Source organism: Streptomyces sp. NBC_00354 (genome assembly GCF_036106915.1).
In the GTDB taxonomy this organism is placed as follows: domain Bacteria; phylum Actinomycetota; class Actinomycetes; order Streptomycetales; family Streptomycetaceae; genus Streptomyces.
The window spans coordinates 3168643-3183171 of sequence record NZ_CP107983.1 but is presented as its reverse complement, the minus strand read 5'-3'; the positions used below and the strand labels follow the sequence as shown (position 1 = coordinate 3183171).

Here is a 14529-nt window from a genome sequence, read left to right as displayed (position 1 = left end):
GGCCCGCACGGGAGGGCGTACGCCCTGCCCTCACGGGAGGGCGTACGCCGACAGTTCCGGGCGGGAGACCACGAGCTGGTCGCCGATCAGCAAGGTGTCGCCCTCGCCGAGCCCCGGCTGCGCCCAGTGGCGGCGCGGTTTGCCCGTTTCCCGGTCCAGGACGGCGATGGACGGGCCCGTCGTCCGGCTCAGCATCCCGCGGCGACCACCGCGGGGGACGCTGACGTAGACGCCCCACGGCCGGAAGCCCAGCAGCTCGACGGCGCACGCCGTGCCCTCGTGCCGGGTCAGCGACCGCTGCCAGTACAGCTCCCCGTTGACCGCGCTGAACGCGAACACCACGTCCCCGCCCTGCTCCGGGCGGTTCGCGGCCGCGTACACGGTGGACCGTTCGACCAGTAGCCGCTCGGCCGGAGCGCCCAGCCTGAACCGCCACATTTCCCGGCCCGTGTCGCGGTCCAGCGCGAGGAGGTGATCCACGTCCAGGATGTGGACGGGCTGCCCGTGGACCGTGCGGCCGGCGGGCCGGTCGCGGCGTCGTGACCACACCTGCCGCCCGCTCGACAGGTCCAGCGCCTGGTACTCCCGGTCGTCCGCGAGGACCAAGCGGTCGGCCGCCGCGGCCGACGACCGGGTGGTGGTGTCCCGCAACGTGCGCTGCCACAGGGTCTCGCCCGTCGCCGCCCGCAGCGCGGTCAGGTCGCCGGGCGCCCCGTGCACCAGCACCGGCCCCGCGCTCCGCAGCGGCCGTTCCTGCGGCAGGTCCCGCCACCACCGCACCCGCCCGTTGCGCGGCTCGCGCGCCAGCAGCCGCACGCCCGGCTCGCCCTCCCGCCGTACCTTCACGTACACCGTGGCCGCGTCCGCCACGCAGGACACCAGCACCCGCCCGGACCCGGGCAGCGGCGGAGCGACCGCGCCCTCGTCGGCGTAGGCCGTCCAGCCGGTCATGCCCGAGTCGGCTCGTACGCAGCCCACCTCGGGCCCCGACCGCCACACGACGTACGCACCGGCCGCGTACAGGGCGTCCGGCCGAGCGCCGGTCTGCCAGACCTGGGACCCGGGGGCTGCCTGCTGGAGCAACGGGGGCGCCTCGGGGCCCCCACCCCGCAGACGGGCGTACGTCGCAGGGGCCACCGCGGGCCCCGTGAACGGGCCGCCCAGGGCCGTCGTGCCGGGCGGCGGAGGGGCCCCCGCGTCGGCCGCTGCCTCCGGCAGCCAGGGCACCCGCCCCGTCGCCAGGCACTCCCGGGCGGTCCCGGCCAGCGCCAGGGCCCGCTGCGCCGGCTCCGGCAGACTCCGGGCCCGGTCCGCGCGGGCCTGGGCCCGCACCCGCTCCAGCGGCTCCCGCGTGCCCTCCGCGACCCGGGCACGGGCGGCTTCGAGCGTGGTGAGCGCGTGGCCGGCCTTCTCGTCGGCGGAGGCCTCCACCCGGCCGCGGAGCAGGCCGGCGGCCCGGTTGCGCAGCCGCTCCGCCTCCACCGGCTGCGACTGCCCGGCGAGCCGGTCGGCCTCCTCCCGCAGCCACGCCGCCCGCTCCTCCAGCACCCGGGGCAGCTCCTCCTCCGCGTGCGCCAGGGCATGGGACGCGCCCACCGGATCTCCGGCCGCGGCGCGGTCCTGGGCCAGCTGGCACAGCACGAGCAGCCGGCCGCCGGCCGAGCCGATGCGCTCGCTCAGCCGCATGGCCGCGGGCAGGTCCCGCGGGGCGAGGGCGACGACCAGGTCGTACGTGGTGGCCGCGCGCTGGCCCGGGTCCTGGATCCGGGTCAGCCGGTGCTCGGCCTCCTCGGGCCGCTCCGCCGCGAGGGCCGCCTCGATGCGGGCGCGGAGCCCGCCGGGCGCCGGACGCCCGCTGAGGTGGTACCCGGCGATCTGGGAGGCCTGCTCGGGGGCCACCTTGATCAGTTCCTCGGCCAGCGCGCGCAGCGGCCCCTCCCGCTTTGAGCCGGGCACCGTGAACAGTGCCTGCTGCGCCTCGGTCAGCAGCCGCCGGGCCCGGGCCGGGGCCTGCCCCGAGGTGGCGCGGGCCAGCGCCGTCAGCAACCGGGCCACCCGGGCCCCGTCGCCCTCGCCGTCGGCCCACGCCGCGCTCTCGGCGTCGGCCAGCAGCCGGGCCGCGAGGTCCGCGTCGAAGCGGGCCGCGGCGTCGGCGGCGACGGCCAGCACCTCGACGCGGGCGTCGCCGCCGCCCGGGAGCTCCCGCAGCGCGTCCTCCGCCTCGACGAGCAGGCCCCGTACGAACTCCCGCACCCCGGAAGCCACACCCTCGGCCGCCACGGGAGCGGCCCCTGCCCCGTCGGCCTGCTCGGCCTCTACCCCGTCGGCCTGCTCGGACACCGCCCCGGCCCCCCGCCCGCCGCCGGAGCCGGACGCAGGCTCCGGAGCCGCCGCGGCCCCCGACCCGGGCACCGGCGCCTGCTCGGCCCCGGCCCCGGGCCCTGATCCGGGCGCCTGTCCGGCCCCGCCCTTCGGGCCTGGTCCGGGCGCCTGTCCGGCTCCGCCCTCCGAACCAGATCCCGGCCCCTGGTCGGCCCCGGCGCTGGGCCCCGTACCCGGCCCCTGGCCGGGCGCCGGCGCAGGGGCCGGGTCCGGCAGGGTGGACCCCGGGACCGGGCCGTCCCCGTTCTCGCCCCCGCGAAGGCCGCGCAGCTCCCGGAGGGCCTTCCCGACCACCTCCGCCGACTCCGGCCGGTCCGCCGGGTTCTTCGCCAGCAGGGCCAGCACCAGCCGGTCCAGCTCCGCCGGAACCGGCGTTCCCGCCTCGCGCAGCGGCAGCGGCGCCTCCGCGACGTGCCGGTGCATCAGGACGTACGGCCCCTCGGTCTGGCCGAACGGCGGGGCCCCGCTCAGCAGGGCGTACAGCACGCACCCCAGCGCGTACAGATCGCACCGCGCGCCCACCCGCTCGCCCCGCCACTGCTCCGGCGCCATGTACGCGGGGGTGCCGATGATCCGCCCCGTGACCGTCCAGCCCGCCGTCGCGTCCGCGGAGTGCGCGATGCCGAAGTCGCAGATCTTGATCCGCCGGCCCGGCAGCAGGAACAGGTTTCCCGGCTTCAAGTCCCGGTGGACCACGGCCTGTCCGTGCGCGACGGCCAGCGCCTCCGCCGTCTGCGCGGCCAGATCCACCGCGAGGTCCACCGCCAGCGCACCGTCCCGCGCCAGCGCCGTGGCCAGGTCCTCGCCCGCCAGCAGCTCCATCACGATGAACAGCCGTCCGTCCTGCTGCCCGACGTCGTGCACCACGGTGATCCCGGGGTGCTGGAGCCGCGCCCCGATCGTGGCCTCGCGTCTGAACCGCGCGACCACCTCGTCGTTCGTGGCCGCCTCCAGCAGCACCTTGACCGCCACGGACCGGTCCAGCATCAGGTCGTGCCCGCGCCACACCTCGCCCATGCCGCCCTGGCCGAGCCGCTGCTCCAGCCGGTACCGGCCGGCCAGTTCATCCCCCACCCGCACCGCAAAGCCCCCTGACATCACGTCATGCGACGTTTTCCCAGGGGGCATTCTGTCTTGCGAAGTGAACGGCCGGGGGTGCTACAGGTCAGCGCGCCTGCGGATCTTGTTGCCCAGCCACACCAGAGGGTCGTACTTGCGGTCCACCGCCCGCTCCTTCAGCGGGATCAGCGCGTTGTCAGTGATCTTGATGCCCTCGGGGCAGACCTCCGTACAGCACTTGGTGATGTTGCAGTAGCCGAGCCCGTGCTCCTCCTGGGCCGTGCGCTTGCGGTCCAGGCCCGCCTCCGCCGCCGCGTCCAGCGGGTGCATGTCCAGCTCCGCGACCCGCATCAGGAAGCGCGGACCGGCGAACGCCTGCTTGTTCTCCTCGTGGTCGCGCACCACGTGGCAGGTGTCCTGGCACAGGAAGCACTCGATGCACTTCCTGAACTCCTGGGACCGGTCCACGTCCACCTGCTGCATCCGGTACGCCCCCGGAGCCACCCCTTCCGGCGGCACGAAGGCCGGGACCTCGCGGGCCTTGCGGTAGTTGAACGACACGTCCGTGACCAGGTCCCGGACGACCGGGAAGGCGCGCAGCGGCGTGACCGTGATCGTTTCGGCCCGGTCGAAGGTCGACATGCGCGTCATGCACATCAGCCGTGGCCGGCCGTTGATCTCCGCACTGCACGAACCGCACTTGCCCGCCTTGCAGTTCCAGCGCACCGCCAGGTCCGAGGCCTGGGTGGCCTGGAGCCGGTGGACGATGTCCAGGACGACCTCGCCGTCGTGCACCTCGACGGTGAAGTCCCGCAGTTCCCCGCCTTCCGCGTCGCCCCGCCAGATCCGGAAGCTCGCGTCGTACGCACTCATGAGTAGAGCTCCTCTTCGGCGAGGTACTTGACCAGCTCTTCCTTCTCGAAGAGCGCGAGCAGGTCGGGGCGGATGGGCTCGGTACGGGTGCGGACGAGGGCGATCCGGTCGGCCGAGGGATCCGCCGGGGGCGGGTCGACCGGACGGCACAGCAGGTTCACCGGGCGCCACCCGCGCTCCATCGTCGGGCAGTCCTCCCGGGTGTGCCCGCCGCGGCTCTCGGTGCGCTCCAGGGCCGCGCGGGCCACGCACTCACTGACCAGCAGCATGTTCCGCAGGTCCAGGGCGAGGTGCCAGCCCGGGTTGAACTGCCGGTGCCCCTCGACCCCGGCCCGGGCCGCCCGTACGCGCAGGCCCGCCAGCTTCTGCAGGGCCTCGGCCATCTCGCCCTCGCGGCGGATGATCCCGACCAGGTCGTTCATGGTCGTCTGGAGCTCCTGGTGGAGCGTGTACGGGTTCTCCGCGCCGTCGGCGGCGTGGAACGGGGCCAGCGCCTCCGCCGCCGCCGCGTCGATCTCCGCCTGGGAGACCGCGGGCAGCGCCGCGGCCTGGCCCGTGGCGTACTCGGCCGCGTGCAGGCCGGCCCGCCGGCCGAACACCAGCAGGTCGGACAGGGAGTTCCCGCCCAGCCGGTTCGAGCCGTGCATGCCGCCGGCGACCTCGCCCGCCGCGAACAGGCCCGGGACCCCGACGGTGGCCGCCGTGTCGGAGTCGACCGCGATCCCGCCCATCACGTAGTGGCAGGTCGGGCCGACCTCCATCGGCTCGGCGGTGATGTCCACGTCCGCCAGCTCCTTGAACTGGTGGTACATGGAGGGCAGCCGCCGTTTGATCCGCTCGGCCGGCATCCGGGTGGACACGTCGAGGAAGACCCCGCCGTGCGGGGAGCCGCGGCCCGCCTTGACCTCGGAGTTGATGGCCCGGGCCACCTCGTCGCGGGGGAGCAGCTCGGGCGGACGCCGGTTGTGGTCCGGGTCCTCGTACCAGCGGTCGCCCTCCTCCTCGGACTCCGCGTACTTCTCCTTGAAGACGTCCGGGACGTAGTCGAACATGAACCGCTTGCCCTCGCTGTTGCGCAGCACCCCGCCGTCGCCGCGCACCGACTCGGTGACGAGGATGCCCTTGACCGAGGGCGGCCAGACCATGCCGGTCGGGTGGAACTGCACGAACTCCATGTTCAGCAGGGGCGCGCCCGCGAGCAGCGCCAGCGCGTGGCCGTCGCCCGTGTACTCCCAGGAGTTGGACGTCGTCTTGAAGGACTTGCCGATCCCGCCCGTGGCCAGGACCACCGCCGGGGCCTCCAGGACGAAGAACCGGCCGGACTCGCGCTCGTAGCAGAAGGCCCCCGAGACCCTCTCCTGATCCTTCGAACCGCGATCCTTCAAAACCCGGGTGACCGTGCACTCCTGGAAGACCTTGAGCCGGGCCTCGTAGTCCCCGAACTCCTTGAAGTCCTCCTGCTGGAGCTGGACGATCTTCTGCTGGAGGGTGCGGATCAGCTCCAGGCCGGTCCGGTCGCCCACGTGCGCGAGGCGCGGGTACTCGTGCCCGCCGAAGTTGCGCTGGGAGATCTTCCCGTCCGGGGTGCGGTCGAAGAGCGCGCCCCAGGTCTCCAGCTCCCAGACCCGGTCCGGGGCCTCCTTCGCGTGCAGTTCCGCCATCCGCCACTGGTTCAGGAACTTCCCGCCGCGCATGGTGTCGCGGAAGTGCACCTGCCAGTTGTCGCCCTCGTTGACGTTGCCCATGGAGGCGGCGATCCCGCCCTCCGCCATCACCGTATGGGCCTTGCCGAACAGGGACTTGCAGATCACGGCCGTACGCTTGCCCCGCTCGCGCGCCTCGATCGCAGCCCGCAGCCCGGCGCCGCCCGCACCGACCACGACCACGTCCCACTGCTGCCGGTCGACTTGAGCCATGTCAGAAGAACCTCGGATCCGTGAAGGCGCCGCCGGCCAGCAGGTACACGTAGAAGTCGCACAGGGCGACGCTGATCAGCGAGGCCCACGCGAGCTGCATGTGACGGGTGTTGAGCCGGCTGATCCAGCCCCACAGCCGGTAGCGCACCGGGTGCTTGGAGAAGTGCCGCAGGCGGCCGCCCATGATGTGCCGACAGGAGTGGCAGGACAGGGTGTAGGCCCAGATCAGCGCGATGTTGACGAGGAACAGCAGCGTCCCGAGGCCCATGTGGCCCCACTCGTAGTGCTCGTCGCGGAAGGTCAGCGCCGTGTCGTACGTGAGGATGCCCGCGACCGGCAGCGCCGCGTAGAAGAAGTACCGGTGGATGTTCTGGAGGATCAGCGGGAAGCGGGTCTCGCCGGTGTACTTCGCGTGCGGCTCGGCGACCGCGCAGGCGGGCGGCGAGGCCCAGAAGCCCCGGTAGTACGCCTTGCGGTAGTAGTAGCAGGTCAGCCGGAAGCCGAGCGGGAAGATCAGGATCAGCAGGGCGGGGGAGAGACCCCACCAGCTGCCGAACAGGTCCAGGTTGGGGCCGCCGCGCATCTCCTGGCAGTTCTCCGCGAGACACGGGGAATAGAACGGCGAGACGTACGGGGCCGCGTAGTAGTCGGCGTTGGCGAAGGCCCGCCACGTCGAGTAGACGATGAAGGCGAGCAGTCCGGCCGCGGTGACGGCGGGGGCCAGCCACCACCGGTCGGTGCGCAGGTGCCGGGCGGCGATCGCGGCCCGGGAGGCGTCGTGGACGCCGGTCAGCTGCCGGGGTGGTTCCGTGCCTGTGGCCAAGGGGGACTCCGGGTGGAGTGATGACGGATGACCCACGAGGCCCAGCCGCGGACGGCTGGGCCTGGTGGGGTGCGGGTGTGCCGGCGTGTGCGGGGTGCGGGGCCGCGTACGCCAGGGTCAGGGTGCCCGGCGGTCGCGGGCGCCGAGACCCTCGTCGTCGACGTCCTTCCACAGCGAGCTGTCGTACGGGGCGTCCGGAACGGAGACCATCCCCTCCTGGCGTGGGGCCCGCGGGGTGTCCGGGGCCTGCCGGGCGATGTCCTTCTCGAGCCGCTCGACCGAGCGGACCAGCTCGTTCAGGTTGCGTCGTACGGCGGTCAAATCGTCTTGCAGGGACATGACTTGCCCTCACTTCCGCTGGTTGCGGTGGCAACGCTCATGTGCGCCTGCGAGTGTCGCGCCTCCCGTCCCCCGTTGTGAAGGGACGTGCAGCGATTGCGGGCGCGCAGGCGCAATCTGTGCGCCCCTCCCTGCCCCCATTTTGATCCCTCTTACGAGGGAACGCCCGTCCGTGACGCAAGTGGGATTGGTCCGCACGGGTGGGGTTCGCGGCGTGGCGAGGGCCGGCTGCGAGAGGTACGGCGGGCTGTGGATTTCAGTGTGTTGCGGCACCCAGTGTGATCAGCTCCATATACCGCCAAACGTGATCAAGCTGCCCCCTTTCACGCCCCGCCCCGGAGGTACCACCCATGTCCCAGAGAAGGCGCAGATCCTTGGCGCTCCTGACCTCGGGAGTCCTCGCACTGCCGCTGCTCGCGGGCTGCGGCGCTGGTGACGACGAGGGCGGTCCCGTGGCCGCCGGCCAGGACATCGCGGCCACGACCCGCGACAAGATCGCCGACGGCGGGGTGCTGCGCTGGGCCGTGGACAGCCTCCCGGACACCCTGAACACCTTCCAGGCCGATGCGGACGCCACCACCAACCGGATCGCCGGGGCGGTGCTGCCCCAGCTGTTCACGCTGGACGACAAGGGCCGGCCGGTGGCCAACCCGGACTACCTGGAGAAGGCCGAGGTCGTCGAGCGCGAGCCCAAGCAGGTCGTCCTGTACAAGCTGAACCAGCAGGCGGTGTGGAGCGACGGGCGCGAGATCGGCGCCGCCGACTTCGTGGCGCAGTGGCGGGCCCTGAACGGCAAGGACTCCGCCTACTGGACGGCCCGCAACGCCGGATACGACCGGATCGAGAAGATCGAGCGCGGCAAGACCGACCTCGAGGTCAAGGTCACCTTCGCCAAGCCGTACACCGACTGGCGCTCCCTGTTCTCCCCGCTCTACCCCAAGCAGGTCACCGGCACCCCCGACGCCTTCAACGAGGGCGCCCGCGGCACCCTCAAGGTCACCGCCGGACCCTTCAACCTCGGGGCGATCGACAAGAAGACCGGCACCGCCGCGCTGACCCGCAGCGCACGCTGGTGGGGCCGGCCGGCCAAGCTGGACACGCTGGTCCTGACCGCCGTGCCGCGGGCCCAGCGCCCGGCCGCGCTGGCCGCCGGGAAGGTCGACCTGGCGGAGATCGACCGTGCCGGCGCCGATCGGATCGCGCTGGCCGGCCGGGCCGCGGCGAGTACCCCGGGTTCGGGCGGGGCCCCGGCGCACGGACCGGGCGCCTCGGTGACCCCGGCCGAGGCCACGCTGTCGTGGGCGATCGCGTACGGCGCCGACGAGGGCAAGGCGGCGACGGAGCGGGAGAGCCGGGCGCAGAACGCCGAGGCGGCGAAGAACCACGCCGACGAGCAGTCGGCCCTGCGCACCTTCACGGTCCGCAAGTCCCTGGAGCCGGCCTACACCCAGCTCGCCCTGAACGGGTCCGCCGGCCCGCTGGCCGACGAGCGGGTCCGGCGGGCGGTGGCCCGGGCCCTGGACCGCAAGGAATTGGCCGAGATCGTACTGAAGCCCCTGGGCCTGCCGGCGAAGCCGGTCGGCAGCCACGTGGCGCTGGCCGGGCAGCGGGCGTACGCGGACAACAGCGAGGCGCTCGGCGGCAAGGACATCCACGCGGCCGAGGCCCTGCTCGCGGACGCGGGCTGGCGCCGGGGCGGCAAGCTCGCCGAGCCGGTGGGCGCGAAGGCCGGCTCCGAGAACGCGGAGGACGGCCAGGACGACTCGAAGACCCCGTCGGGTCCGGGCACCGGCAACGACGGCCTCTACATCGTGGGCGAGACCGACGAGCGCAACGGCGACATCCTGGACCGGGGGCTCCCGGCGGTCAGGTCCGCGATCAGGACGGACGCGGAAACGTTCGCGCAGGGCGACCAGGGCGACCAGGGCGACCAGGGCGACCAGGGCGACGAGGGCGCCGGGAACGGCCCCCTCGCCCAAGGCGGGCGCCTCTCCCCGGTCCTGGCCGCGGCCCCGTTCGCGGACGAGCAGCGGGCCGCCCTCCTCGCCCAGGCCGAAGCCCTCGGCGCCGACGCCCCCGACCCGGCGGACGCGGCAGAGGCCGCAGACTCCGCCGGCGACGCCAAGAGCGGCCCGGCCCGCGACGGCGCCGCCCCCGGGCCCGGCAAGGCCGGGAGCAGCCCCAGCCCGGCGCCGGCCCCGGTCAAGCAGACCCGCAACTCCGGAAACATGCTGGCCAAGGACGGCAAGGCGCTCTCCCTGCGCTTCGTCCTCCCGGCCGGCCCCGGCTCCGAGGCCCTGCGCACGGTCGGCGAGCGGATCGCCCAGATGCTCCAGAAGGTCGGCGTGCACACCGAGCTGACGAAGGTGGCCGACGAGAGCTTCTTCAAGGATCACGTCGCCTCGGGCCAGTACGACCTGGCGCTCTACTCCTGGCCGGCGACGGCCTACCCGGCCACCGACGCCCGCCCCATCTTCGCCAAGCCGGAGCCGGCCGCCGACGGCTCGCTCCTCGTCGAACAGAACTACACACGGGTCGGCACCGACCACATCGACCAGCTCTTCGACCAGGCGCTCGGCGAGCTCGACGAGGAGGCCTCGCGCGAGCTGATGCGCAAGGCCGACGCCCGGATCTGGGCCGCCGCCGGCTCCATCCCGCTGTACCAGCGCCCCGAGCTGGTGGCCGCCAAGGCGAACCTGGCCAATGCCGGCGCCTTCGGCCTCGGCACCCCCCGTTTCCAGGACATCGGCTGGAAGAAGGCTCAAGCCGCCAAGGAAAAGCAGGAGAAGAAGAAGTGACAAAACGGGGCCAGACAGATTGAGCTTCGGCTCACAAGCTCAGATGTGACTCAAGTCGCTTGCCCGCCGGATCTCCGGCGGGCAAGGTCGTGTCACACCCATTGACCACGCCTGTTGACCCGCAGCAAACCCGCAGGACCCACGGCCGGGACACCCCACCCCACACCCGGCTCTTCTCAGTCGTCCGGCCTCTTGACAGACCCCCCGGCGAGCGGTTCCCGCCACGCGACGTAGGATGGGGTAAGGCCGTGGCAGGTTTTCCGCCCGGTCGAGGCGCGCGTGCCGGACCGTACGCGACGCCATCCACGATCCCGGGAGAAGCGCCGAAGTGCCCACGCGCCACGACATCCGTAACGTCGCCATCGTCGCCCACGTCGACCATGGCAAGACGACCATCGTCGATGCCATGCTCAAGCAGGCCGGTGCCTTCGCCGCCCACCAGCACCTCGACGACCGCATGATGGACTCGAACGACCTGGAGCGTGAGAAGGGCATCACGATCCTCGCCAAGAACACGGCGGTGAAGTATCACCCCAAGGACGGCGGGGCCCCGATCACGATCAACATCATCGACACCCCCGGCCACGCCGACTTCGGTGGTGAGGTCGAGCGCGGTCTGTCGATGGTGGACGCCGTCGTTCTGCTGGTGGACGCCTCCGAGGGTCCGCTGCCCCAGACCCGCTTCGTCCTGCGCAAGGCCCTGCAGGCGAACATGCCGGTCATCCTCTGCATCAACAAGACGGACCGGCCGGACTCCCGGATCGACGAGGTCGTCAACGACACGTACGACCTCTTCCTGGACCTGGACGCCACCGAGGACCAGATCGAGTTCCCGATCGTCTACGCCTGCGGCCGTGACGGCGTCGCCTCGCTGACCAAGCCGGAGGACGGCACCGTCCCCCCGGACAGCGACAGCCTGGAGCCGTTCTTCTCCACCATCCTGGAGCACGTCCCCGCCCCGGTGTACGACGAGGAGGCCCCCCTCCAGGCCCACGTCACCAACCTGGACGCCGACAACTTCCTCGGCCGTATCGCGCTGCTCCGCGTCGAGCAGGGCGAGCTGCGCAAGGGCCAGACCGTCGCGTGGATCAAGCGTGACGGCACCATGTCGAACGTCCGCATCACCGAGCTGATGATGACCGAGGCGCTCACCCGCAAGCCGGCCGAGGTGGCGGGTCCCGGTGACATCTGCGCCGTCGCCGGTATCCCCGACATCATGATCGGCGAGACCCTGGCCGACCCGGAGAACCCGATCGCGCTTCCGCTGATCTCGGTCGACGAGCCGGCGATCTCCATGACCATCGGTACGAACACCTCCCCGATGGTCGGCCGCGGCGGCAGCGGCAAGGGCGCGGACGCCAAGTCCGCGGTCAAGGACCGCAAGGTCACCGCCCGCCAGGTCAAGGACCGTCTGGACCGCGAGCTGGTCGGCAACGTCTCGCTCCGCGTCCTGGACACCGAGCGTCCGGACGCCTGGGAGGTCCAGGGCCGTGGTGAGCTCGCGCTCGCCATCCTGGTCGAGCAGATGCGCCGCGAGGGCTTCGAGCTGACCATCGGCAAGCCGCAGGTGGTCACGCAGGAGATCGACGGCAAGGTGCACGAGCCGGTCGAGCGCATGACGGTCGACGTCCCCGAGGAGCACATGGGCGCGGTCACGCAGCTCATGGGCGTCCGCAAGGGCCGCATGGACAACATGTCGAACCACGGCTCCGGCTGGGTCCGCATGGAGTTCGTCGTCCCGTCGCGCGGCCTCATCGGCTTCCGTACGGAGTTCCTGACGAACACCCGCGGTACGGGTATCGCCCACTCGATCCACGAGGGCCACGAGCCGTGGTTCGGCACGCTGACCACCCGTAACAACGGTTCGCTGGTCGCGGACCGCTCGGGTTCGGTCACGCCGTTCGCGATGATCAACCTGCAGGAGCGCGGCGTCCTGTTCACCGACCCCGGCACCGAGGTGTACGAGGGCATGATCGTTGGCGAGAACTCGCGCTCCGACGACATGGACGTGAACATCACCAAGGAGAAGAAGCTCACCAACATGCGTGCGGCTTCCGCGGACAACACCGAGAACGTGGTGCCGCCGCGCAAGCTCTCCCTGGAGCAGTCCCTGGAGTTCTGCCGCGACGACGAGTGCGTCGAGGTGACCCCGGAGGCCGTCCGCATCCGCAAGGTCGTCCTGGACCAGAAGGAGCGCTCGCGCACCGCGTCGCGCGCCAAGTCCGGCAAGTAGTGCGGTAGTTCCCCTGCGCCCCTAGGGCACGGCTCCAACGAGCAGCCCCTTCCCCACAGTTGTCTGTGGCGGGAGGGGCTGTTCGCGTTTGTCAACCGGATTGTTGCGTTCTGGTGTCCGCATTCCGACCGTGACACTCCGGAAGATGAGCTAACCGTCCGTTTCGCACGTGTCTGTCTCCTATCCGTTTGTCCGGATTTCGGGTTTTCGCCATGGGGTGATGTTGTGAAAACGAGACCACTTAAGTGTGGTTTACGGTCTGGCGGTCCCTGAGGATGGCTCCATTGAGCTCGGGTCAATGGGTCACACGCTGTGGGGAGCGTCGACTCACGAGCACACACGATGGGGCCGGATTTCGCTGTCAGGGGTGTCAGCGGGGCCGGGTCCTTCACGTATCTATCGTGACTCCTGAGGAGGCAATTACCCATGCGCGGAGCAACGAGCGCCAAGTGGGTCGCGGGTGCCGTCATCGTGGCGATGGCCGCCACCGCATGCAGCACCAGCAAGGACTCGAACGCCGGCAAGTCCGGTGGAAACATCACCGTGGTGCTCGGCGAGCCGCAGCACGGCCTGGTGGGTCAGAACACCGCCGAGTCCGAAGGCGCTGAGGTTCTCAACGCGCTCTTCAAGGGCCTGGTCGACTACGACAACAAGACCAACGAGCCGAAGCTCGCGGTCGCGGAGTCGATCGACACCACGGACTCGAAGACGTGGACCATCAAGATCAAGGACGGCTTCACCTTCCACAACGGCGAGAAGGTCGACGCTGCGTCCTTCGTCCGTGCCTGGAACTGGGGCGCCAACCAGGACAACGCGGCCGAGGGCCTGCCGTTCTTCTCGAAGATCGAGGGCTCCGAGGAGCTCGCGCCGGGCAAGGACAAGAAGCCCACGGCCAAGGAGCTCAAGGGCCTGAAGGTCGTCGACGAGAAGACCTTCACCGTCACCCTGAAGGACCCGTTCTCCCAGTTCAAGACCATGCTGGGCTACAACGCCTTCTACCCGCTGCCCAAGGCGTTCGAGGCCGACCCGAAGAAGTTCGGCGAGGCTCCGATCGGCAACGGCCCGTTCCAGATGGACGGCGCCTGGGAGCACAACAAGCAGATCAAGATCAAGAAGTACGACAAGTACCCGGCCGAGGGCCGCGCCAAGCTCGACGGCGTCACCTTCAAGGTCTACGACAACCTGGACACGGCGTACAACGACCTGCGCGCCGACACCATCCAGATCGTCGACAAGCTCCCGATCTCGGCGATGGCCACCGTCTCCCAGGAGTTCGGCGACCGCTACATCTACAAGCCCGAGTCCGGCGTCGGCTACATCGGTCTCCCGCTGGAGCAGAACCCCGAGGCGTTCGGCAAGGTGGAGATCCGCAAGGCCATCTCCATGGCCATCGACCGGGATGCCATCACGAAGACCATCTTCAACGGCACCCGCAAGCCGGCCGACGACTTCATCAGCCCGATCATCCCGGGCTACCGCAAGGGCGCGCTGGGCGAGGCCGGGACCTACAACCCGACCAAGGCCAAGGAGCTCTACACCCAGGCGGGCGGTGTTCCGGGCAACAAGATCGAGCTCGGCTACAACGCCGACGGCGGCCACAAGGAGTGGATCGAGGCCGTCGCCAACCAGCTGAAGGCGAACCTCGGCATCGAGGTCACCGCCAAGCCGTACGCCAAGTTCGGCGACCTGCTGGACGACCTGGGTGCCTCGAAGTACAAGGGCGCCTTCCGCATGGCCTGGTCGATGGACTACCCGGCCGCGGAGAACTACCTCCGTCCGATCTTCTCGAAGGTCGCGATCGAGAACGGCTCCAACTACGGCCACTACGTGAACGAGGCGTTCGAGGCGAAGCTCGCCGAGGCCGACAAGGCCACCGACGCCGCTGCGGGCCAGAAGCTGTACCAGGAAGCCGATGACATCATCATCAAGGACCTGCCGTACATCCCGGTCTTCACGTACATGTCTTCTTCGGCCTACTCCAAGACCGTGAAGAACGTCGAGGTCGACGCCCAGGGCCGCATGGACCTGGCGAACGTCGAGCTCAACTAACACCCCTCTTCACTAAGGGGATCCCGGGGGCGGGCAGGCGGAATCAGGTTTCCGTCT

8 protein-coding genes are annotated in these 14529 nt (G+C 71.1%); 3 read left to right on the top strand and 5 right to left on the bottom strand.

All coding sequences use genetic code 11. The features are described 5' to 3' along the window. Window positions 1-30: 30 nt before the first annotated feature. From OHT74_RS13990 to OHT74_RS13970, 5 genes are all read right to left on the bottom strand, one after another. The gene (locus tag OHT74_RS13990; RefSeq protein ID WP_328620393.1) at window positions 31-3480 is read right to left on the bottom strand and encodes a serine/threonine-protein kinase; all 3450 of its coding nucleotides are present in this window, start codon (window positions 3478-3480) and stop codon (window positions 31-33) included. 60 nt (window positions 3481-3540) lie between these two features. Next, window positions 3541-4314, bottom strand: coding sequence for a succinate dehydrogenase/fumarate reductase iron-sulfur subunit (locus tag OHT74_RS13985; RefSeq protein ID WP_266996866.1), 774 nt, complete (start codon window positions 4312-4314; stop codon window positions 3541-3543). After that, window positions 4311-6230: a fumarate reductase/succinate dehydrogenase flavoprotein subunit gene (locus OHT74_RS13980; RefSeq protein ID WP_328620392.1), complete on the bottom strand. Its 1920-nt coding sequence runs from the start codon at window positions 6228-6230 to the stop codon at window positions 4311-4313. Before OHT74_RS13980 ends, OHT74_RS13985 begins: the two co-directional genes overlap by 4 nt. 1 nt (window position 6231) lies before the next feature. Next, the gene (locus tag OHT74_RS13975) at window positions 6232-7053 is read right to left on the bottom strand and encodes a hypothetical protein (protein WP_328620391.1); all 822 of its coding nucleotides are present in this window, start codon (window positions 7051-7053) and stop codon (window positions 6232-6234) included. 117 nt (window positions 7054-7170) lie between these two features. Further along, window positions 7171-7392: a hypothetical protein gene (locus OHT74_RS13970; protein WP_266664135.1), complete on the bottom strand. Its 222-nt coding sequence runs from the start codon at window positions 7390-7392 to the stop codon at window positions 7171-7173. Between the two features lie 350 nt (window positions 7393-7742). On the opposite strand from OHT74_RS13970, the gene OHT74_RS13965 reads away from it, so the two are divergent. From OHT74_RS13965 to OHT74_RS13955, 3 genes are all read left to right on the top strand, one after another. After that, entirely contained in the window at window positions 7743-10190 is a 2448-nt protein-coding gene (locus tag OHT74_RS13965; RefSeq protein WP_328620390.1) for an ABC transporter family substrate-binding protein, read from the top strand. A gap of 328 nt (window positions 10191-10518) precedes the next feature. Further along, window positions 10519-12423 (top strand): translational GTPase TypA, encoded by a 1905-nt coding sequence (gene typA / locus OHT74_RS13960; protein ID WP_266664131.1) that lies wholly within the window; start codon window positions 10519-10521, stop codon window positions 12421-12423. A 426-nt stretch (window positions 12424-12849) separates the two neighbouring features. Then, window positions 12850-14472, top strand: a complete 1623-nt coding sequence (locus OHT74_RS13955) for a peptide ABC transporter substrate-binding protein (RefSeq protein ID WP_266664129.1) — start codon at window positions 12850-12852, stop codon at window positions 14470-14472. The last annotated feature ends 57 nt before the right edge of the window (window positions 14473-14529 follow it).

Bases quoted from the DNA above. Each gene is read 5' to 3' on its own strand.
- OHT74_RS13980 (WP_328620392.1), bottom strand. From the start codon at position 6,230: ATGGCTCAAGTCGACCGGCAGCAGTGGGACGTGGTCGTGGTCGGTGCG.
- OHT74_RS13985 (WP_266996866.1), bottom strand. From the start codon at position 4,314: ATGAGTGCGTACGACGCGAGCTTCCGGATCTGGCGGGGCGACGCGGAA.
- OHT74_RS13970 (WP_266664135.1), bottom strand. From the start codon at position 7,392: ATGTCCCTGCAAGACGATTTGACCGCCGTACGACGCAACCTGAACGAG.
- OHT74_RS13955 (WP_266664129.1), top strand. From the start codon at position 12,850: ATGCGCGGAGCAACGAGCGCCAAGTGGGTCGCGGGTGCCGTCATCGTG.
- OHT74_RS13965 (WP_328620390.1), top strand. From the start codon at position 7,743: ATGTCCCAGAGAAGGCGCAGATCCTTGGCGCTCCTGACCTCGGGAGTC.
- OHT74_RS13990 (WP_328620393.1), bottom strand. From the start codon at position 3,480: ATGTCAGGGGGCTTTGCGGTGCGGGTGGGGGATGAACTGGCCGGCCGG.